Origin of the sequence: Rothia similimucilaginosa (assembly GCF_029850875.1) — a bacterium.
Classification (GTDB): domain Bacteria; phylum Actinomycetota; class Actinomycetes; order Actinomycetales; family Micrococcaceae; genus Rothia.
Genome location: NZ_JAOVAM010000002.1, coordinates 245,505 through 266,728, shown reverse-complemented (window position 1 = coordinate 266,728; position 21,224 = coordinate 245,505). Strand labels below are relative to the sequence as shown.

The window sequence follows — 21,224 nt, the reverse complement described above, 5'->3', positions numbered from 1 at the left end:
AGGGGTATTCGACTAGTTCATATGCGCTACCGGGCAGGAACCGAGCGGAAGCATTCTCCCGCGCGATAACGGTGCTTTTAGGAACAGCGCTCACAGCATGATTCCGGGCGGTATTTTATTGGTTTGCAGCCGTGGGGGTGCCACAGCGTTAGTGCACCTCCACAGTCGCTCCGGCGAGGCTCATCAGCACCCGGTTCGTCAGTGGAAGGTACCCGTTCAGGGCGCTCAAAATCAGCTGCATGGTGCGCTCTTCATCCTCCACGCTCAGTCCGCGCGGAATACCCACACCCGGCACGCAGATGCGCTGCTTATACAGATCAATCACAGCGCACACGGTGCGGTTCGGCACACCCAATACCGGCAGCATGCCGCGGTGATTGACGGTGCGCAGGCCCTTACCGACCACAGCGGCAGTGCGAATATCCGGACGAGCGCTGCCCTCAAACCGGGAGGCGCCTGCACCGTTCGCAAAAGCGGCAGGGGCGGGAATACTATTCGGCGCCGCACTCTTCTCGTTCAGCACAGACAGCAGCGGCTCCCCCACGGCAGCGGTGACCGCCACGTAGCGTACCTGCCGGTCCATGGCGTTCAGAAAGTCCAGTTCCGCGTATTCCTCCACGCGGTAGTTCTCAACCAGACCGGCTTCACCCGACCCAGTTTCTTCCACGGTTCGGGTGATGACTTCTTCATCGTAGAAGCTTGCTACGCACACCTGCGGGGTACCTCGCTCAATGCGGGCGCGGCACCGATAGTCGTCATCGAGCAGCCAGAGGGACAGTTCGTAGCCGTCGGGTACATCGCGCACACCGGTCGCAAGCAGAACTTCGCTGCCGTTCAGGGGGAATGGCTCCCAGCCTGCCGGTTCAAAAGCATTGAGCGCACCGTCCAGGGCGGGATTGCAGGACCCGAGGCTCGGCGCTTGCTCAGCCGGGGTGAATGCCTCGGTGGAGGGCATAGCGATGGTGAGCCCGCGCATCCTGCCGGCAAGGCATAGTTCAATCGCCATGAGCAGGTGGCCCGCACCTTCACGGCTCAGTGCGGGGCTCTGAACCAGGTGCGCCACACCGGAGTTGTCCAGGCTGAGGTGTTCGCCAACTCCGCGAGCGGCGTTAGAGTAGCGGTTGTGCAGGCGCACCAGCTCGTCAATGGGCAGGGCACGGCCCACGGTGCCGAACGCCTGGGCGATAGCCTGAACATGTTCAGGGAAGACGCGGCAGAGCCTGCCAAGCTGGCGGGCAAATTCTGCCGGACGCTGCGTGAGCACACCCAACAGGGTGCCGAGGTTCTGCTGGTGGTAGGCGTTGAGCAGCTGGGCGACGGTGGCGGGTTCAAGCTGCTCGACGGTGCCCCTCGTGGGGAGACGCGCGCCCTGACGGTTGAGGGTTGCGGTGCCGCCGCGGCTGCCCGCGGACTGCTCTGATGAGTTTTTGCCTGCTTGTTCTCGGTAGGTTCCCGACTGCGTCACGTTTTCACGACCTCAGATATTGGATAAGCCTTTTGACACTCCTTCTACCCTAGCAACAAAAACAGGCAAATACTAGGGTTAGAGTAACTATTAACTAAGGTTGAGCTATGTTTTAGGTTTTGAGAGCTTTACACAGGCGCTTTAGCCCGGAAACCTAGGAGGAAATCTGGGAGCGGGAATCTAGGGGCCGGTAACCTAGACCGGCAAATCCACCCACTGCGTATCGCCCCAGGTCACGCTAGCCGCGCCGGAACTCAAGCTCACCACCAGTTCCTCGGCACGCGCCAGCTCCTCCGGGCGGTCAAACACGCCCAGGGAAATCATGGCGCCCTCCGCGCTGTACTCGGTACCCAGCACATTCAGACCGGCGGCACGGATCTCGTTCTCCAGGCGGCCAGCATCCGCATGCGAACTGGGCACCTTACCCACGCGCAGACGCTCACGCGAATCGAATAACGCGCCATCCAGGGTCTGCACCACAGAATCAGTGTAGGCACGCACCAGACCACCGGCACCGAGCTTAATGCCACCGAAATAGCGCACGACCACCGCAACCACATCCGACAGGTCGGTAGTGCCATCCTCGCGGGTCTGACGCACCAGTAGCGCCTGCATCATCGGCACACCGGCGGTACCGGCGGGCTCACCGTCATCGGAAGAACGCTGAATATCGCGGTCAGCACCAATAATGAACGCCGAACACACGTGGCGGGCGTCGTGGTAGGTCTTCCGCACTGACTCAATGTAGGCGCGCGCCTCCTCAACGGTGCTCACCCGCTTGATGTGACCAATAAATTCGCTACGCTTAATTTCGAGGAGGCTCTCATAGGGCTCATCGCCGCGCGGCACAAGGTATCGGTTGGCGCGAGTTTCTTCCTGCATGTGTCCTCCTCTGATCAGTACCTATCTATTGTGGCACAGCCCGTCAGGAGCACCGTCTCATGCCCCAGCCTTCTTTCCCCGCATCCGTTGCCCTGCGCCGTTACGCCCTCACCGGCGGTATCGGCAGCGGCAAAAGCACCATCGCTTCCCTTTTCGTTGAGCAGGGCGCATTCCTGGTAGATGCGGACGCCATCTCCCGCTCCCTCATGGAGCCCGGCGAGGCGGTGCTCGCCCGCACGGTCGCAGAGTTCGGTGAACATCTGCTCGATGAGGACAGCCGCCTCAACCGCCCCGCCCTGGCGCGTATCGTGTTCAATGATGAGCAGGCGCGCCTGCGTCTGAACGCAATTGTGCATCCCGCTATTCGTGAGCGTGCCACGCAGCTGGTGGAGCAGGCGCAGTCCGAACCCGGTTTTAGTGGCGTGGTACTTGAGGACATTCCCCTGCTCGTGGAGACCGGCAACCCATCCGCCTTTGAGGGTGTGGTCGTGGTGCGCACTCCCCTAGCGACTCGCCTGCAACGCCTCGTATCTTCGCGCGGTATGAGTGAGGAGGATGCGCGCGCCCGCATCGCCGCACAGGCAACCGACGAGCAGCGTGAGGCGGTTGCAACCTGGATTATTGATAATGGCGGCTCGCTGGAGGAGACCGCCAAGCAGGTGCACGCCGTGTGGGCGCAAATGATTGCCGCCTAAAAGCCACCTAAAAATCTTCCCCGGCAACACCGGGCACACGCCCTCCGGCTCCCAACGCGCCCAGCTCCAAAACCCCAATAACGCAAAGAACCCCCTCACCTCCCAAACGGGAGATGAGGGGGTTCCTCTGCTCTAGGCACCCCACGCCGGGGTTACCTATCGGCTATTATGCCTGATGAGTGCTCACCTGAGCGGCAGATTAGTTGCCGGTCAGCTTCTTGCGGAGCTCAGCCAGTGCCTCATCCGATGCGAGGGTACCTGCGGAAGCGGGCTCCTCGGAGGAATAAGAGGTCGGTGCGGGCTCAGCTGCTGCGGGAGCTGCTGCTGCAGCCTCTGCGTCAGCCTCGAGAGCCTTAGCAACCTGAACCTTGTGAGCCTCAAAGCGAGCCTGTGCCTCTGCGTACTGTGCTTCCCAAGCCTCGCGCTGTGCGTCGAAGCCTTCCAGCCACTCGTTAGCCTCGGGGTCGAAGCCCTCGGGGTACTTGTAGTTGCCAGCCTCGTCATACTCTGCAGCCATGCCGTACAGAGCGGGGTCAAACTCGGTAGCGTTGGGGTCAACGCCCTCGTTTGCCTGCTTGAGGGACAGGGAGATGCGGCGGCGGTCCATGTCGATGTCGATGATCTTAACGAAGACCTCTTCACCAACGGAGACGACCTGCTCAGCCAAGTCAACGTGGCGGGTTGCCAGCTCGGAGATGTGGACGAGGCCCTCGATGCCGTCCTCAACGCGCACGAATGCACCGAAGGGAACGAGCTTGGTGACCTTGCCGGGCACAATCTGACCCAGAGCGTGGGTGCGAGCAAATGCCTGCCACGGATCTTCCTGGGTTGCCTTGAGGGACAGGGACACGCGCTCGCGGTCCAGGTCCACCTCGAGAACCTCGACGGTAACGGGCTGGCCAACCTCGACAACCTCGGACGGGTGGTCGATGTGCTTCCAGGACAGCTCGGAAACGTGAACCAGACCGTCCACGCCACCCAGGTCCACGAATGCACCGAAGTTGACGATGGAGGAGACAACGCCCTCGCGGACCTGACCCTTCTCCAGCTCGTTGAGGAAGGAGGAGCGAACAGCGGACTGAGTCTCTTCCAGGTATGCACGGCGGGACAGAACAACGTTGTTGCGGTTCTTGTCCAGCTCGATGATCTTAGCTTCGATCTGCTGACCGATGTAAGGTGCGAGGTCGCGGACGCGGCGCATCTCAACGAGAGATGCGGGCAGGAAGCCACGCAGACCGATGTCGAGGATAAGGCCACCCTTGACAACCTCGATAACGGTACCGGTAACGACACCGTCGTTTTCCTTGACCTTCTCGATGTCGCCCCATGCACGCTCGTACTGTGCGCGCTTCTTGGAAAGGATCAGGCGACCTTCCTTGTCCTCCTTGGTGAGGACGAGTGCCTCAACCTCGGAGCCGAGCTCGACAACCTCAGAGGGGTCGATGTCGTGCTTGATGGACAGCTCGCGGGAGGGAATGACGCCTTCGGTCTTGTAACCGATGTCGAGCAGAACCTCATCGTGGTCGATCTTAACGACCTGGCCGGAGACGAGATCGCCGTCGTTGAAGACCTTAATGGTCTTCTCGACAGCCTCGAGGAATGCCTGCTCGTCGCCGATGTCGTTGATTGCGACCTGAGGGATGTTGGTGCTCATGTAGTGAGGGCTCCAATTGGGTTTCTAATAGGTCGACGCTGCCGGTTCACCACTCAACACCCCCGGGTGGAGGCGTCGACCGGCTCACTTTTTCACCCCGGCGCGCACGGCATAGGACCGCTAGCACCTTTGAATGGGGTGAGGAAACGTCGAGCTGACGGATACTTACATTGTGTACCACCCACCGGAAGCAGATGCTCTAGGCAGGGTGTGCGAGCGGTCTATGCCCGTTTTCTCCCCGTTTTCTTAAGGAGAAAAAGAGCATAGAAAACCCGTACGTTGGTACACGCGATTAACAGTGTACGGGAATCCCGGGCGTGTCGTCAATGGTTACGCGCCCGGGATTCCCGTACTTATTTGCGGTTTTAGAGTTGCAGTTTGCGGAGGGGGTGATGAGGGGACAACGTTCGTCCTCGTTCCTCTCAACCTGGGAAGGGTGGGGGTGCCCCTGTAGGAACGAGGACGAATACCGCTTTCCGTGCGGAGCAAAGCTGAGCACCGCCTTTCCAAGTGGCCCCCAGGATGAGCACTATTTTCCAAGCGGGAACTGAGGAGCTGAGCCTAGTGGCCCGCCTCCTGCCAGGACTTGCCCCAGCCGACCTGCACATCCAGAGGAACACGCAGGGATGCGGCACCGCTCATCTCCTCGGCTAGCAAGCGTTCGGCAGCTTCACGCTCACCGGTAGCGACCTCAAGGATAATTTCGTCGTGCACCTGCAGCAGCATCCGGGTCTTGAAGCCCTCTTCGCGCAGGCGGCGGTGAATGCTGATCATGGCGATCTTGATGATGTCCGCGGCGGTGCCCTGAATCGGGGCGTTGAGGGCGGCGCGTTCGGCGGCTTCACGGCGTACGCGGTTGGGCGAGTCCAGGTCGGACAGCACGCGGCGGCGGCCGAAAATGGTTTCGGTGTAGCCGTCCTGGTGTGCCTGCTTGAGCACACCGCGCAGGAATCGTCCCACGCGTCCGAAGCGCTTGAAGTAGTTGGTGCGCAGTTCGCCTGCCTCGTCGGAGCTGATGTTCAGCTGCTTGGCGAGGCCGAATCGGGACAGGCCGTATGCCAGACCGTAGGACATTGCCTTGACCTTGGAGCGCTGCTCGGGGGTGACTTCTTCGGGGGCTACGCCGAAGACTTCGGAGCCAACGTAACGGTGCAGGTCCTCCCCCGCTTCGTAGGCTGCAATAAGCTTCTCATCGGCGGCGAGGTGCACCATGATGCGCATTTCGATCTGCGAGTAGTCGGCGGTGAGCAGACCCTCGTACTCCACGCCGTCAACGGGTGCAGGCGCGACGATGAAGGCTCCACGGATGCGGCGGCCTTCCTCGGTGCGGATCGGGATGTTCTGCAGGTTCGGCGCGGTTGAGGAGAGTCGACCGGTGGAGGCGGCACCCTGCTGGAAGGTGGTGTGCACGCGTCCGTCGTCGGCGGCTGCTTTCTGCAGGCCTTCGACGGTCTGGACGAGTTTGATGTTGTCGCGGTAGGCGGCGAGCGCAGCGAGGAATGCGGCACCGTCGGACTCCGGGGAGATTTTGGAGAGCAGTTCGGTGACGGATTCGGCGTCAGTGGAGTAGCCAGACTTGATTTTGCGGGTATGCGGCAGGGCGAGCTTGTTGAAGAGCACGGTCTGCAGCTGTTTGACGGAGGCGAGGTTGAGGGGTTCTTCGCCGTCGTCGGTTTCGACGGTGTCGCCGATGATGGCGCGTGCGGCGTCCTGTGACTGGGCGGCACGTGCCGAGAAGGTGTCGTGCAGTTCGGTCAGGAGTGCGTCAGAGACGGCGATGCCTGCCTGTTCCATGTCTGCGAGGACGTAGAGCAACGGCAGTTCGATTTCTTCGTAGACTTTCAGCTGGCCGTGCTCTTCCATTTCAAAGTGCAGCAGGCGCGCGAGTTCGTGGATGATGCGGCTGATTTGCGTGAAGTAGCGCAGGTTTTCGACGGGTTCGGCTTCGCCAGGCAGGCTGAAGAGGGAGGGTGCTGCCTCTTCTTCGGGCTGGAAGACGAGCTGCGCGTAGGGGTCCTTGGGGATCCAGAGGTAGCGTTCGGCGACGTCTTCCATGCGTTCGGAGAAGAGCTTACGGGTTGCGGTGGGGATGAAGCCGCACATGTAGGAGGACAGTGCGGGGTCTTCGACGGCGCCGGCGAGTTCGTAGCCGTAGGCGCGCAGGAGTTTGCGCTGGTTTTTGAGGTCCATGACGATTTTGCGGGCTGCTTCATCGGAGAGCCAGGCGGCGAGGGCGGCGTCGAGTTCCGGGTCGATGGTGCGGGTGTCAATCCAGAGGCTGATGCTCTTGCTGGTGAGGAGCATGCCGAGCAGTTCGGGGTTTTCTTCGGCGGCGCGGATCTTGGTTTTGGTGACCTTGACGGCGGGTGCGTCGCCGATGGCGGGGCGCGCTACGGGCAGGCTGGTGACCGGGTAGAGGGTCACGGCACCTTCGAGGCGTTCGGGTACGGCAATGGGCGCGCCCTGTTCGTCACTACCGTAGTTTTCTTCGGCTGCGGCGGCGCAGAAGGCGCGGAATGCCGCTGCGTCTGCGTTTTTGGTGGGTGCACTGGTAGCAATGGGTGCGTAGACGGGGCCTGTGGGTGCCTTCTTGGTTGCACCCTCCTCCCCTGCTTCTGCGGCTGAACTTGTGGAGCCTGCGGCGCGCACGATGGGGCCGAGGGTGTCGGCTGCACGCTTGCGGATGGTGCGGAACTCTACTTCGTCGAAGAAGGTGTTGAGTGCATCCAGGTCGGGGGTGAATGCGGCGTCTTCGAGAGTGACGTTCAGGTCAAGGTCCTTGACAAGCTGGTTGAGACGGCGGTTGCGCACCACGTTGTCGATGTTTTCGCGTAGCGCCTCTCCCTTTTTGCCGCCAATTTTGTCGCTGTTTTCAATGATGGCATCGAGGGAACCGTATTCGCTGAGCCACTTGGCGGCGAAGCCGGGGCCCACGCCGGGCACGCCGGGCAGGTTGTCCGCCTGTTCGCCGGTGAGGGCGGCAAGGTCGGGGTACATGTGCGGGGGCACCTTGGTTTTCTTTTCGACGGCGGCGGGGTCCATGCGCTGAATACCTTTGGAGGGGCCGGTGGTGACCGGGTAGAGCAGGGTGACGTCGTCGGTGACAAGCTGGAAGATGTCGCGGTCGCCGGAGAGGATGAGGACCTGGTAGCCGGCTTCGATACCGCGGTGGGTGAGGGTTGCGACGATGTCGTCGGCTTCGTAGTTTTCGTAGGTGAGCGCGGGGATATTGAGCGCGCCAAGCATCTTTTTGATGAGGTCGATCTGGCCGTTGAAGGCTTCAGGGATGGCGTTGCGACCGCCCTTGTATTCGCCGTATTCGGCGGTACGGAAGGTGCCGCCGGGCAGGTCGAAGGCTACGGCGATGTGGCTGGGCTGGTTGTCTTTGATGATGCTCAGCAGGGTGGAGAGGAAGGCGTGGACGGCTTCGGTGTGTTGGCCGTCGCTGCGCACGAAGATGTGCTGTCCGGTCTTTTCGGCCATGGTGTAGATACCGAAGAAGGAGCGTAGGGCGAGGGAGTGTCCGTCAATGAGCAGGAGGGTTTTGTTCTCTGTAGTCACCCCTCTAGTGTATCGAGTCTGAGTTTTCTCGGTGGCTAACTTCGTGACAGAGGGTTTCGTGATGGCTGGTTTTGTGATGGCTGGTTTTGTGATGGCGTCTGGTCAGTCTTGTGGGGGGTGCCCGCGCCGTATTGGGTGCCGGTGCTGTGCCATATAGCCATATAGCGGAATAATGGGGTGTGTGGAAAGAGTTTTACCTCATATATAGGTACCGGTGGGGTGTATTTGGTGAGTTTTCTTCCCAAAGATTGTGCCCCAAGCCACTGTGTAAGGTGGATAATAATACAGTTTCCGGATAATATATAACCTTATTATCGCCTCCAGCGTAGGAAACCCCCACACCCCGTGTATTCATAGGCAGAACTCTACCCAGAATTCACCGACAGGATTCACCGGACTGTGAGGGCCCCTCCCGCACTTAACACAACGAACCCTCATTGAGGAAACTATGAAGGTACTCAAAAAACTCCCCCTCCTCGCGTGGATTATTATCGCCATCGCATCGGGCGTGCTGATTGGCACGCTGACCCCCGGAATGATTAGCGGCATCAATGACGCCACCGGCGCAGCCATCTCCACTGACCTCATTGTGCAGATCTTCGTCTCCTTCTCCACCGTATTCAGCGCTTTCCTGAGCTTCGCGATTCCGCTGATTATTATCGGCTTCATCGTGCCCGGCATTGGTTCCCTCGCTCAGGGCGCCGGTAAGATGCTCGGTATCACCGTGGGTCTGGCGTACATCTCCAGCATCCTTGCTGGCTTCCTGGCACTGGCCTGCGCACTGCTGCTCTACCCCATCATTCTGCAGGGTCAGCAGCTGGCATCATTCGACAACCCGGAGAACGCACTGTCCAAGGGTTACATCTCCATCGAGCTAACCCCGATTATGGGGGTACTCAGCGCGCTGATTCTCTCCTTCATCCTGGGTCTGGGCATTACCGCGCTGAAGACCCGTGCGATGCTGAACCTCTTCGAGGACTTCCAGGTCATCGTTGAAAAGATGCTCGGCTACGTAATTATCCCCCTGCTGCCGGTGCACATTGTGGGCGTGTTCGCGAACATGACCCTCGCCGGTCAGGTAGCGAAGATTCTCTCGGTCTTCGGCCTCGTCTTTGTCATGGTGATTATCCTGCACTGGGTCACCCTGGCCCTGCAGTATTCGGTGGCTGGTGCAATTTCCCGCCGTAACCCCATCCAGATGCTCAAGACCATGCTCCCGGCATACTTCACCGCAATCGGTACCCAGTCTTCGGCTGCAACTATCCCGGTGACCGTGCGTTCAGCTAAGAAGGCTGGCATTTCTCCCCGCGTAGTGGACTTCGCTATCCCGCTGTGCGCAACCATCCACCTTTCCGGATCTATGATTACCATTACCTCCTGCTCGGTGGCAGTGCTGTTCATGACCGGTCAGCACCCTGATTTTGGTAGCCTGATCCCCATGATTCTGGTGCTTGGCGTGATGATGGTGGCCGCTCCCGGCGTTCCCGGCGGTGGCGTGATGACCGCAATCGGTCTGCTGCAGTCCATGCTTGGCTTTGACACCTCCATGATTGCTCTGATGATTGCCCTATACCTGGCTCAGGACTCCTTCGGTACCGCAACCAACGTGACCGGTGACGCAACCATCGCAGCCCTGACCGAGCGTATCTCCAAGGCAAGCGGCGTGAACCCCGATAAAGAAATCCGCGACGAAGACATCGAAAAGGCAGAAGCTATTTCCGCCTAATTCTCATCCGCTCACATAGCGTTTTTCAGCCCCGCCTCCCCGTTTAGGAGGCGGGGCTGAATCATACCCGGACGCTGACCAAGAAACCGACCGTTGCACCAAAGGCACCCTAACCGGGGAGTACACTGGAAGGCATGACTAAAAACAACACACAGCACGCACCCGTCCGTGCGGCAGCACCCACCACCCTCACCGCAGAAGAAATCAAGGCGCAGCTAATCGAAAGTGGCATCCCCGAACACTTGCACTCCTACTTCCCCCACGGCCTGGGCGAGCTTATTCCCGCCATGGGCATTAAGTTCCAGGAACTCACCGAAGAACGCACCGTCGCAACCATGCCCGTCGCCGGCAACACCCAGCCCATCGGTCTGCTGCACGGCGGCGCCAACGTGGTCCTTGCCGAAACCCTCGGTTCACTCTCAGCGGGCGTGCATGGTGGTGAAGACCTCGTAGCAGTCGGTGTGGACATCAACGCAACCCACGTGCGCCCGGCAGTCTCCGGCATGGTCACCGCCACCTGCACCGCCGTCAAGCTCGGACGCACCCTGTGCATCCACTCCATCGACATTGTGGATGAGCGCGGCCGCACCACCTGCACGGCGCGCATCACCAACATGCTGATCCCCCGCCCCACTGCATAATCTCCCGCAGTATAATCTTCCGCAGCATGAAGTCCTACAGCCTCAGCAAGTAGCCTAAAATCGTAGAAGCACGGGGTACACAGCACCCCCACCAGAAGGTACGACCAGAAGGAGCACCATGGCCCGCGAGCGCACCCCCTATTTCAAGCGTTACCCGAAGATTGTGCGCGCCAAGCGCATTGTCCTGCCCATCGCGATCGGTGTGATGCTGGTGTGCCTGGTGACCGCAATTAATAACCCCGGTAGCTTCTGGTGGCTGGGCGTGATGCTCGGTACCGGCGGCATGCTCTGGGCTGGCTCCCCCACGGACCGCCCGATTAGCGGCCCCAACAATAACGAAGACGATTTGAGCCGCTACATGCGCTAAGCCTGTCCGACACTGCGCCTCTTGTGGTACTGAGTTGCCTGCAGCACTGACATAGAAACGCTCCGACTGCTCTGGCAGGGTGTGAGCTTCAGAAGATAAAACGTTAACGCCCCGTCCTTAAGCTTCATTGTGAGGGATGGGGCGTTAGCGTGTCAGAAAAGGTGCAGGTCAGATGCTGACCAACCGAAGGCGCATACGGGCGATTCCTAGTCTTCGCCGTAGCGTACGTTCATACCTATACCGATGTGTACTGTGTATGTCTCGTATTTAGGAGAGCTGCTTGATGATGGTGTCAGAAACTTCACGCATAGACAGGCGGCGGTCCATGGAGGTCTTCTGAATCCAACGGAATGCTTCCGGCTCGGTCAGGTTCATCTTAGTGATGAGCAGCGACTTTGCACGGTCAACCAGCTTACGGGTCTCGAACTGGTCGCGGATGGTGCCAACTTCCTTCTCGAGGGCGCGAATTTGCTCGTAGCGGCTGATTGCCACCTCGATTGCGGGAACCAGGTCATTCGGGGAGAACGGCTTGACAACGTACGCCATAGCGCCTGCCTCAACGGCACGGTCAACGAGTTCCTTCTGGCTGAATGCGGTCAGCAGAACGACGGGAGCAATCTGTTCCTTCGCGATTTCTTCAGCTGCGGTGATGCCGTCCATAATCGGCATCTTCACATCCATGAGGACCAGGTCCGGGCGGTGCTTCTGCGCTAGCTCGACGGCGGTCTTGCCGTTGTCAGTCTCAGCGACTACATCGAAACCCTGGTCCTTCAGAATTTCGACGATGTCGAGGCGAATCAATGCCTCATCTTCTGCCACGACGACAGTGCGGGCCGGGCCCTGCTCCTCCGCCTGATTTTGAGTGGTCAGCTCTGACATAACTCTTCTCCTTTATCAAATTTCAATCATTTAAAGTCTACAGGACGGATTAAACGTTCAGCCACTTTCTCCCCCTATCCCCAGCGTGTTATATGCGTCCCATGTGCATGTTGAAAAAGTTTTCTGACGTCATTTTGGAACCCGTTCAACAGACTTTGCATCATAATGCACATTTGTTCTGTATTGCTCATACCTGTGAAAACAAAACCGCACAACATAGACACGTCACGCAGCGAAATTAACAGCCACAACCCAGGTCGTAGGCGTTATCGCCAGGCCAATTTGCGGGGTCGGGAAGGTAGGTTCCATCCAGGTACCGCAGCGCGGGTTCCAGGGGCGCGGGAGCATCCGCCGAGAGGTCGGGGCGGCGCTGCTTCAACCCAGCTGTTCACGGTAGCTTCGTCAGCAATGCCGGTAGCCTCAGCCAGCTGGGTGTGGGAAAGGCTGTACGGTGTAACGAGCTGGGCAAGGCCGTCGCACGCGCCGTTGGAGCATAGGTAGGCGCCAGTAGTTGGGGTCGGGAAGAGTTCCAAGGAGGTTGGTGGCTGCCATGGTAACTCCTTCGCTGAACTTCGGGGTGAATTGGGTTGTATGGTGTGCGATGATCGGGGCCGTCTGAGGGGTGTTTCATCTTCTAGTTTCAGAATATCCCTCAGAATACCCCAGAGTCTCGCCTCGTATACTGCCCGCCATCATTACACGCCCGTTAACCGCGAAAAGCCACACGTGTTTCGAAAAGCCACGTCTTTGGTGGCTTCTCAAAACACATGTGGCTTCTCGGCGGAATATGAGGATGTTAGTCCAGCAGTGCGTCCACGAACGCTTCCGGGTCGAACGGCGCTAGGTCGTCCGGACCTTCACCCAAGCCGATAAGCTTGACGGGAACGCCGAGCTCCTCCTGGATAGCAACCACGATGCCGCCCTTTGCGGTGCCGTCGAGCTTAGTCAGTACGATACCGGTGACATCCACGATATCGCCGAAGACCTTCGCCTGAACCATACCGTTCTGGCCGGTGGTCGCGTCAATCACGAGCAGAACCTCGGTGACCGGCGCTTCCTTCTCGATAACGCGCTTGATTTTGCCGAGCTGATCCATCAGACCGGACTTGTTCTGCAGACGGCCCGCGGTGTCCACGAGCACAGTGTCAACACCCTGCTCCTTACCAGCCTTCACAGCATCAAATGCAACGGATGCAGGGTCGGCGCCTTCCTTCTCGGAACGCACGGTCTTCACGCCCACGCGGTCACCCCAGGTGGTCAGCTGCTCAGACGCAGCCGCACGGAACGTATCCGCAGCACCCAGAATCAGGGACTGACCGTCAGCGACCAGCACGCGGGCGATCTTGCCGACAGTCGTGGTCTTACCCACGCCGTTCACGCCAACAACTAGCACCACTCCGGGGTTGCCATCGCTGCCGGCGGTCTTCAGTTCGCGGTCCATGTCGGGGCGAACAATCTTCACAAGCTCTTCGCGGAGCATCTTCTTCACGGCGGCGGGGTTGCTCGTACCCTCAACGCGCACACGCTGCTGCAGCGCCTCCACTAGACGGGTGGTCGGCTCAGAACCGAGGTCGGCGAGCAGCAGGGTTTCTTCAACCTCGTCCCAGACATCCTGGTCGATGCGGTCGCGGGAGAGCAGAGCCAGCAGGCCCTGGCCGAGCATGTTGTTGGAGCGTGCCAGACGGGCACGCAGGCGGACCAGGCGCCCCGCGGACGGGTCGGGCATATCAAGTTCAATAGCGCGAGGTGCCAGGCTTTTAGGTTCTTCCGCCGAACCGCCAGAGGCTTCTGCCGCTTCCTGACGCAAAGACTGCAGATTCGCGGTCTTCTTGGGTCGGCGCAGAATGGCGAAAACTACACCGGCGATAACCAGTACACCCAGCACGATTGCGCAGATTATTATCATCGTTTCATTCACACTACTAGCTTACCGGTTTGGGCGGTTTGACTGGTCGAGGCGACGCGCGTGCCCGGCTGTCGGCGAGTAGACTGGACACTGTTAAGTTTTTTAGCCGAATACATGATGGGCAGTTGCGGGTGGGGCCCGCGGCTGCCGTAAGGCACCGCACTATTTCGAGGACGAGCATGAGGAACCCTGCCAAAACACCGCCTGTTTTTGACCCGCGCACGATTGATCCGAACCGCGTGCCAACCGGTTTGAAGGTTCTGATTGCTGCGTCGTTCATGATTGCGGTGGGTTTTGGTTTGGTGGCGCCGGTGCTGCCAAATTATGCGCAGAATTTTAATGCCACGGTCGCTATGGCGACGATGGTGGTTTCTGCGTTGGCTATTACGCGCCTGATTTTTGCGCCGTCGGCGGGTCAGATGATTACCCGTTGGGGTGAACGTCCGGTGTACACGATTGGCATGCTGATTGTGTCGGTGACGTCGTTTATGATTGCGTTCGCCTGGGATTATTGGGTGCTGCTGGGTTCGCGTGCGGTGGCGGGTATCGGCTCGGTTATGTTCACGGTCTCTGCGATGGGTCTGCTGGTGCGTCTGTCCCCGGCGCATATGCGTGGCCGTATTTCGGGCTATTATGCGACGGCGTTCCTGCTGGGTAACCTGCTGGGCCCGGTTATTGCGAGCGCGCTGGCACCCTTTGGTATGCGTGCGCCGTTCATTGTGTATGGTTTTTCGCTGTTGGCGGCGGGCCTGATTGTGTGGTTCTTGATGCCTTCGCAGGCGGCGCTGGAGGCGGAGCGTGACGCCATTATGGAGGCGGCGGCGCTGGCTGAGGGTAAGGGCGCCGGGTCGTTGCCGTCAGCGGCACCTTCCCCTACTTCTGAGTCGGCTGATGAGTTGCTGACGGATTCACCTGCTGGTGCATCCGGTAAGGGCGCTAAGCCTGAGTCTTCTTGGGGTGAGAGCGATCTGCCGGCGATGACGGTTCGTGACGCGTTAAAGTTCTCAAATTACCGTTCTGCGCTGGTTTCAAATTGGGCGATTGGCTGGTCGGTGTTTGGTGTGCAGTCGTCGATTATTCCGTTGGCGGCGGCGTACTTGGCGACTGGCGGCGATATGTCGAATTCAGTGGCGGGTACTCTATTGGCTTCTTTGGCGATGGCGACGAACTCGTTGGGTAATGCGTTGACGCAGACGTTCTCGGGTCGTTTTTCCGATCGTTTTGGTCGCCGTGTGATGGCGTTTTCGGGTCTGCTGTTGGCGGGTTCTGCGGTGACGTTTATGGGGTTCGCGCCGGTGGCGTGGGTGTTTGTGTCGTTGACGGGGTGCTTGGGTATTGGTGCGGCATTTATGGGCCCGTCGATTCAGGCTGCGGTGTCTGATGTGATTGGTACTCGCCGCAGTGGTGGTCAGGTGTTGGCAGTGTATCAGATGTTTAGTGATTTCGGTATGATTTTGGGCCCGCTGGTGGCTGGGTTGATTGCGGATGCGTGGGGCTTTGTTCCAGCATTCATCATCAGTGGTTTGCTGCTTGTGGCGGCAGCCTTCACGTGGGCGCCGTTCCGTAAGGCGCGCTGGCCGAAGGATATCGCGGACGCGGACTATACGGGCCGCTAAGAGCTCTCTAATAGGTGAAAAGCCGGTGCCCGGTTCCTGTTGCGTGACAAGAACCGAGCACCGGCTTTATGCAGCTATTTTTGATTTTAGGGCAGCAGCCAGACGGGGCCAATCACGTCCGGGCCGCCCCAGAGCAGACGCATCCACAGGGCGGAGCCGAGCAGACCCACCAGTACCAGCAGGAGGCGGTACATGCGGCTCTTCGGCAGGTACGCGGCGATTAGTAGCGACAGGGGGAACAGCGGCAGCAGAATACGTACGGTGGATGACGTCGGGAGCCAGAAGATGAACAGGTATCCGGCGTAGCAGGCGGTCCACAGCCGCAGGGCGGGGTGTAGCAGGGTGCGGGTGAATTTCTGCGACATCCACCAGTAGAAGCTCAGGATGAGGAGCACCAGGGCGGCCCACATGATGATGGCGGGTACGGAGCCCACGTAGTAGAGGTTGAATTGGTGGACCCACTGGGCGAAGTACTGGTGGCCGTCTTCGACCTTGCGGAAGCTCCAGCCGAGTTCCGTGGCGAGGTAGGCGTCCATGCGTCCGGTGCGCAGAGCCGCGTGCAGGGGGTGTACGAAGGCGAAACTGCAGACCAGTAGGGCACCGAGGAGCTGGACGAAGCGTCCGCGGAACGCGGCCCACGCATCCGACAGGACAGACTGCGAGGAGTCATCGGAGCGGCGGGCAAGATAGTCAGAAACGGTGCACCAGAACCACCATAGGCCTATGAACGCGCCGAGTGGTACACCCAGCGGGCGGGACAGTGCCGTCAGAAGTGCCACAGGAAGGAGCAGAATGTAGCGGCCACACACCACACACCACACACTCAGGGCAAGGAGCAGAGTGGAAAGAGCCTCGGCGTAACCGGTGACGAAGATGGGGCTTGCCGGGCTGAACGCGTACACGGCGAGCGCCCACAGGGCGATGCGGTTTCGGCTTTCGTCGCCAACGAGTGGGCGGGTGTCGAAGGTGCCGCGGTCACGCCAGTTCAGGGAGCCGATGAAGAGGCGGTAGAGCACAACGGCCAAGGCGAGGCCGGCGGCGAGGCTGACTCCGACCGCGGCAAGGCGGTACTCGATACCGAAAATGTCAGCGACTTTACCGCTGATCATTGAGTGGAGGGGCATGAAGGCCCAGGAGTTGAAGGATACGGACCCGTCGGCGCGCAGGGGTAGTTCGGTGGGGTACCACTCCTTATAGATTCCCCGGTACCAGCCGGCGTCCCATATGTTGAGGTAGGAGAGGAAACCATTATGGCTCTTGTTCTCGTGGCTGAGGGGGTTTCGCTGGTCTTCTGCGAGCGAGTATGCGAAGGTGCCGAGGTGGGTTGCGCAGGCTAGTGCCCAGATGATGAGGGCGGGCATCCAGGTGCGGTAGGCGGCCAGCTTCTGGGGGTTGGTTAACTCGGTGTTACTCCCCAGGGTTTCAGCTGAGGAACGCGATGCTTCGAGGGTGGGCACGGGACGGGTGGAGGAACCGGAAGAGAGGGTGCGTTCGATGAAGGACACAGATTTTTCTGGGGATTGAGCCATAAGTATTCTCGCGAGTGTAGTGTGGACGCATGATGGATGTCCCGACACCGCGTCCATTTGATGTGGTGCGTGTTACCCAATCAATATATGTGGTGCAGTTTGGTGAACTATCCTTGGGTAGACTATCAACGAACTGACTGCATCTCAATGTGAACGCACGACCTGCGGGTAATATGACGTTGAGAAAGAGTAAGGCCGGTGCCTGCTTCATGGCAGACACCGGCCTTATGACAAGAGAACGACCTATCGGGTCACAGGCACCTTGGAGAATTCACGCACGGTACCCTCCGGATCGCCGGAGCGTACCAGCGCTTCACCGATGAGGACCGCATCGGCGCCAGCGCCGGCGTAGGCGCGCACGTCCTCGATGCCGGCGACACCGGATTCAGCGACCTTGATGACGGAGTTGGGCAGGTGCGCTGCGAGGGATGCGTAGTGCTCGTTGTTGACTTCGAGGGTCTTGAGGTTACGCACGTTGATACCCACAATCTTGGCGCCGATGCGCTGGGCGACTTCGATTTCTTCGGGGGTGTGGGTTTCGACGAGGGCATTCATGCCGAGCGATTCGGTGAGTTCGAGGAACTCGCACAGGGTCTGCTCGTCGAGGGCTGCGACAATGAGCAGCACCAGGTCGGCGCCGTGTGCGCGTGCCTCCCAGATCTGGTATTCGTCGACGGTGAAGTCCTTGCGCAGCACGGGGATGTTCACGGCGGCGCGGACTGCGTCAAGATCGGCGAGGGAGCCGTTGAATCGGCGCTGTTCGGTGAGCACGGAAATTGCTGCGGCGCCCCCTGCTTCGTAGCGTGCGGCGAGCGCGGCGGGGTCCGGGATTTCGCCGAGTGCACCCTTGGAGGGTGAGGAGCGCTTCACCTCAGAAATAATGCGTGCGGTGGTGCCGTTGCCGCCGCCGGGTACTTCGCCGCGTAGGGAGTCGAGTGCATCGCGGGCGGGTGCAGCTGCGAGGGCGCGCTTCTTTATTTCCTCAAGGGGAACCTGCTGTACACGGGCGGCGAGGTCTTCGCGGACGCCGACAATGATCTCGTCGAGAACGGTGCTCATGGTGTCTCCTTGGGTTACTTGGTGGCGTTGAGGGCTGCGTCTGCGTCCAGCGGTGCCAGGCCGGAGGCGGTCAGCACCGCGCGCAGCGGGGCGGCGGACTTGTTGACGGTTTCGAGGGTTTCGGAGTCCGGGTTGGAGTCCATGACGAGGCCCGCACCTGCCTGTACGTAGGCGGTGCCTTCCTTGAGGACGGCGGTGCGGATGGCGATTGCCATGTCCATGTTGCCGGCGAAGTCAAAGTAGCCGCACACGCCGCCGTAGACGCCGCGGCGGGTGGGTTCATATTCGTCGATGAGCTGCATGGCGCGCGGCTTGGGCGCGCCGGAAAGGGTGCCCGCCGGGAAGGCGACACGTAGCACATCGTAGGCACTGAACTGCGGGTCGAGTTCGGCGCTAACGGCGGATGAAATGTGCATGATGTGGCTGAAACGCTCAATGATCATGAACTGGTCGACGGACACAGTGCCGGGCTTGGCGATGCGCGAGAGGTCGTTGCGTGCCAGGTCGACGAGCATAAGGTGTTCAGAGCGTTCCTTCTGGTCGGCGAGCAACTCCTCAGCGAGCGCGAGGTCCTCTTCGCGGGTTGCGCCGCGCGGGCGGGAACCGGCGATGGGGTGGGTGCTGGCGATGCCGTCCTTGAGGGTGACGAGCGCCTCCGGGGAGGATCCGACAATATGGAAGGGGGTGCCGTTGCTGTCTTCGAAGTTGAAGAGGTACATGTACGGCGAGGGGTTGGACTGGCGCAGTACACGGTACACGTCGAGGGCCTTGGCGTTGGTTTCGGCTTCGAATCGGCGTGAGAGCACGATTTGGAAGACGTCGCCGTCGATGATGTTTTTCTTGGAGCGGTCGATGGCATCCTTAAAGCCCTGTTCGCTCCAGGTGAGGGTGACGTCTTCGCGGACCTTACGGTCTACGTCTGCCACGCCGGAGAGAATGGAGGTGGTGGCTGCGGCGCCGCGCTGTAGGCGGCGGAGCATGCTGTGCAGGCGCGCGACGGCATCTTCGTAGGCGCCGTCGACGTTTTCGCTGGTGCCGTTGAAGTTGATGGCGTTGGCGACGAGTAGGACGGTGCCGTCCTTATTGTCGTGGATTGCCATGTCGGAGACCATGTTGAGTGCAAATTCGGGTAGGTTCACGTCATCAGCAGGCGGGAAGGGTAGGTGCTCCCAGTGGCGGACGACGTCCCAGCCGAGGTAGCCGACCAATCCGGAGGTGAGCGGCGGCAGGGTCGGGTCGGGTTCGGTGTAGAGCATCTGCAGGGTCTTGGCGATGGCTTCTACGGGGTCACCGTCGACGGGTGCGCCAGCGGGGGTGCGTCCCTGCCAGTGGACTGCGCCGTCGACGGTGGTGAGAGTGGAGCGGGAGGACGCGCCGATGAAGGAGTAGCGGTCCCAGGCTGCGGATTCGCCTTCTGCAGAGATTTTGGCGGATTCGAGCAGGAAGGTACCGTGGGCTGCTTCGACCGGTTCGCCCTGGTCGTTTTGGAGTACGAGGGCTCGGTAGATGCCGATGGGGGTGAGTGAGTCGGCGAGGATTTTGATGTGTACGGGAATGACGCGGGTGCTGGCTGCGCGGGCGCGAAATTCTTCGAGGCTGGGGGTGATAGTGCCCAAATCCTGCATTGCTGTACTCCTTGGTGTTGGGGTGGGAGCGCGTCGGTGCGCTGTGTCCCTTAGCTGCCGCGCGGGGGTTTACCGTATGTGCCGGCATGTATCTTTCTGGTGCATACATGCCAGATTCATAGACGCCCGATTATGCCTGATAAAGCCCGGTAAGTCCGGTGCGCGGGTTGTTTCAGTTTAACCGGTGCTGCAACCCAGTTTCACGGTGAAGAGTCAATAGGTCTCTTCGTGAAACTGAGCCGCGTACCGTTCAGTGGTGTTAGTTGCTGAACTGCTTGAGGGTTGCTGCGGTCTGCAGTGCCGCTGCGGTTGCCTCGTAGCCCTTATCTTCGTTAGAACCTTCCAGGCCTGCACGGTCGAGTGCCTGCTGCTCGTTGTCGCAGGTGAGCACGCCGAAGCCGATGGGGCGGCCGGTCAGCACGGACACGTCGGTCAGGCCGTTGGTTGCGCCCTGGCAGACGTAGTCGAAGTGGGGGGTGCCGCCGCGGATCACCACGCCGAGCGCGACGATTGCGTCAAACTTCTCAGCGAGGCGGGTTGCTGCGACGGGCAGTTCGAAGGTACCGGGAACGCGCACGAGGGTCGGCTCGAGGCCTGCGTCGCGTGCTGCACGCTGCGCACCGTCGATGAGGCCGTCCATGACCTGGGTGTGCCAGCTTGCCGCTACGATTGCGAGCTTGAAGCCCCTGTAGTCTTCGGGGTTGAGGGTGATATCTGCTGCGCCTACGCCGCTCATTGTGTTCTCCTTGTGGGTTGTGGGTTTTTGAAAAGTTTAGTGTGCAGGGGGTTACACGGGCTATCTGCAGGGTTTCTAATCTGTGCGCTATGCGCTTTTGAGCATATGGCGCATGCGCTCACGCTTGGTCTGCAGGTAGTGTGCGTTCTCGACTCGAGCGGGAATTTCGTCCGGGATGAGTTCGGTAACCTGCAGGCCGAGGCTTTCGAGCGCCTCCCGCTTGGCGGGGTTGTTGGTCACGAGCCTCAGCTCGTTCATACCGAGTTCCTGCAGGATCAGTGCCGCCTGCGAGTAGTCGCGCATGTCGCCGTCCAGGCCGAGCACCAGGTTCGCGTCGAGGGTGTCGAGTCCGGCATCCTGCAGCGCGTAGGCACGGAGCTTGTTGACCAGGCCGATGCCGCGTCCTTCGTGGTTGCGCACGTAGATGAGGTACCCGCCGGTGCGGTTGAGGATGCGCAGGCCGTTCTCCAGCTGGGGGCCGCAATCGCATCGGAAGGAACCGAAAATGTCACCGGTGGCGCATTCAGAATGGACACGTACTGCGGGCGCTCCCCCATCCTCGGCAGGTACGGGGGCACCATCAGGGTCGAGGGCACGGGCACTGAGGTGCTCGGCACCATCTGCAAATCGCCAGGCGCGCAAACCGAACAGACCCTGGGGGGTGGGTACGGCGACCTCTTCGGTGCTTTCGACCAGCAGCGGGCTGGGGCTGGGCACCATGTCGAGGGGGCTGACTCGATAGCCTTCAGCGAGCTGGGAGGCGATGCGCAGGGATTTGGCGCTGAGCTCTTCAGCCTGCGCCTCAACCGGCTCGACCAAGATGACCGGATCTGCCAAGGTGCCCGGCGTTGCCTGGGTGTTAGGGTTTTCGCTCATGCGTTCT

At 60.3% G+C, this 21,224-nt stretch carries 17 protein-coding genes; 5 read left to right on the top strand and 12 right to left on the bottom strand.

All coding sequences use genetic code 11. From position 1 onward, the window contains the following. Window positions 1–148: 148 nt before the first annotated feature. Both QFX05_RS02700 and QFX05_RS02695 read right to left on the bottom strand, forming a co-directional pair. The gene (locus QFX05_RS02700) at window positions 149–1,465 is read right to left on the bottom strand and encodes a 2-oxoglutarate dehydrogenase (protein ID WP_279740700.1); all 1,317 of its coding nucleotides are present in this window, start codon (window positions 1,463–1,465) and stop codon (window positions 149–151) included. 195 nt (window positions 1,466–1,660) lie between these two features. After that, the gene (locus tag QFX05_RS02695) at window positions 1,661–2,347 is read right to left on the bottom strand and encodes an IMPACT family protein (protein WP_279740698.1); all 687 of its coding nucleotides are present in this window, start codon (window positions 2,345–2,347) and stop codon (window positions 1,661–1,663) included. Window positions 2,348–2,406: 59 nt separating this feature from the next. Here QFX05_RS02695 and coaE point away from each other — a divergent pair, with 59 nt between their 5' ends. Next, window positions 2,407–3,042, top strand: coding sequence for a dephospho-CoA kinase (gene coaE, locus QFX05_RS02690; protein ID WP_279740696.1), 636 nt, complete (start codon window positions 2,407–2,409; stop codon window positions 3,040–3,042). 199 nt (window positions 3,043–3,241) lie between these two features. Here the strand turns inward: coaE and rpsA are convergent, their stop codons facing one another. Beyond that, window positions 3,242–4,696 carry a 30S ribosomal protein S1 gene (gene rpsA, locus QFX05_RS02685; RefSeq protein ID WP_005506223.1) on the bottom strand — a complete coding sequence of 485 codons (1,455 nt, stop codon included), beginning with the start codon at window positions 4,694–4,696 and terminating at the stop codon, window positions 3,242–3,244. Between the two features lie 561 nt (window positions 4,697–5,257). Further along, window positions 5,258–8,257, bottom strand: a complete 3,000-nt coding sequence (gene polA, locus QFX05_RS02680; protein WP_279740694.1) for a DNA polymerase I — start codon at window positions 8,255–8,257, stop codon at window positions 5,258–5,260. Window positions 8,258–8,705: 448 nt separating this feature from the next. Between polA and QFX05_RS02675 the strand changes: the two genes are divergently transcribed. From QFX05_RS02675 to QFX05_RS02665, 3 genes are all read left to right on the top strand, one after another. Next, the gene (locus tag QFX05_RS02675; RefSeq protein ID WP_279740692.1) at window positions 8,706–9,983 is read left to right on the top strand and encodes a dicarboxylate/amino acid:cation symporter; all 1,278 of its coding nucleotides are present in this window, start codon (window positions 8,706–8,708) and stop codon (window positions 9,981–9,983) included. 134 nt (window positions 9,984–10,117) lie between these two features. Next, a complete protein-coding gene (locus QFX05_RS02670; RefSeq protein ID WP_279740690.1) occupies window positions 10,118–10,624 on the top strand; it encodes a PaaI family thioesterase in 507 nt (168 codons plus the stop codon). Between the two features lie 118 nt (window positions 10,625–10,742). Beyond that, complete coding sequence (locus QFX05_RS02665) at window positions 10,743–10,991, top strand: hypothetical protein (protein ID WP_279740688.1); 249 nt, start codon at window positions 10,743–10,745, stop codon at window positions 10,989–10,991. A gap of 267 nt (window positions 10,992–11,258) precedes the next feature. On the opposite strand, the gene QFX05_RS02660 is transcribed toward QFX05_RS02665, so the two are convergent. From QFX05_RS02660 to ftsY, 3 genes are all read right to left on the bottom strand, one after another. Beyond that, window positions 11,259–11,870 carry an ANTAR domain-containing response regulator gene (locus QFX05_RS02660; RefSeq protein WP_005509159.1) on the bottom strand — a complete coding sequence of 204 codons (612 nt, stop codon included), beginning with the start codon at window positions 11,868–11,870 and terminating at the stop codon, window positions 11,259–11,261. 238 nt (window positions 11,871–12,108) lie between these two features. Then, window positions 12,109–12,249 carry a hypothetical protein gene (locus tag QFX05_RS02655; RefSeq protein WP_279740685.1) on the bottom strand — a complete coding sequence of 47 codons (141 nt, stop codon included), beginning with the start codon at window positions 12,247–12,249 and terminating at the stop codon, window positions 12,109–12,111. Between the two features lie 417 nt (window positions 12,250–12,666). Then, window positions 12,667–13,776: a signal recognition particle-docking protein FtsY gene (ftsY, locus tag QFX05_RS02650; protein WP_279740683.1), complete on the bottom strand. Its 1,110-nt coding sequence runs from the start codon at window positions 13,774–13,776 to the stop codon at window positions 12,667–12,669. Window positions 13,777–13,955: 179 nt separating this feature from the next. On the opposite strand from ftsY, the gene QFX05_RS02645 reads away from it, so the two are divergent. Further along, window positions 13,956–15,392, top strand: a complete 1,437-nt coding sequence (locus tag QFX05_RS02645) for an MFS transporter (protein WP_279740682.1) — start codon at window positions 13,956–13,958, stop codon at window positions 15,390–15,392. An 86-nt stretch (window positions 15,393–15,478) separates the two neighbouring features. Here the strand turns inward: QFX05_RS02645 and QFX05_RS02640 are convergent, their stop codons facing one another. The 5 genes from QFX05_RS02640 to QFX05_RS02620 form a co-directional block, all read right to left on the bottom strand. Then, window positions 15,479–16,921, bottom strand: coding sequence for a hypothetical protein (locus QFX05_RS02640; protein WP_279740680.1), 1,443 nt, complete (start codon window positions 16,919–16,921; stop codon window positions 15,479–15,481). A 243-nt stretch (window positions 16,922–17,164) separates the two neighbouring features. Beyond that, the gene (gene trpC / locus QFX05_RS02635; protein WP_279740679.1) at window positions 17,165–17,980 is read right to left on the bottom strand and encodes an indole-3-glycerol phosphate synthase TrpC; all 816 of its coding nucleotides are present in this window, start codon (window positions 17,978–17,980) and stop codon (window positions 17,165–17,167) included. Window positions 17,981–17,994: 14 nt separating this feature from the next. Further along, the gene (locus QFX05_RS02630) at window positions 17,995–19,605 is read right to left on the bottom strand and encodes an anthranilate synthase component I (RefSeq protein WP_279740677.1); all 1,611 of its coding nucleotides are present in this window, start codon (window positions 19,603–19,605) and stop codon (window positions 17,995–17,997) included. 259 nt (window positions 19,606–19,864) lie between these two features. Then, on the bottom strand, window positions 19,865–20,341 hold the full coding sequence (ribH, locus tag QFX05_RS02625) for a 6,7-dimethyl-8-ribityllumazine synthase (protein ID WP_279740676.1): 477 nt from the start codon (window positions 20,339–20,341) through the stop codon (window positions 19,865–19,867). Between the two features lie 87 nt (window positions 20,342–20,428). Further along, window positions 20,429–21,217: a GTP cyclohydrolase II gene (locus QFX05_RS02620; RefSeq protein ID WP_279740674.1), complete on the bottom strand. Its 789-nt coding sequence runs from the start codon at window positions 21,215–21,217 to the stop codon at window positions 20,429–20,431. Between the last annotated feature and the right edge of the window lie 7 nt (window positions 21,218–21,224).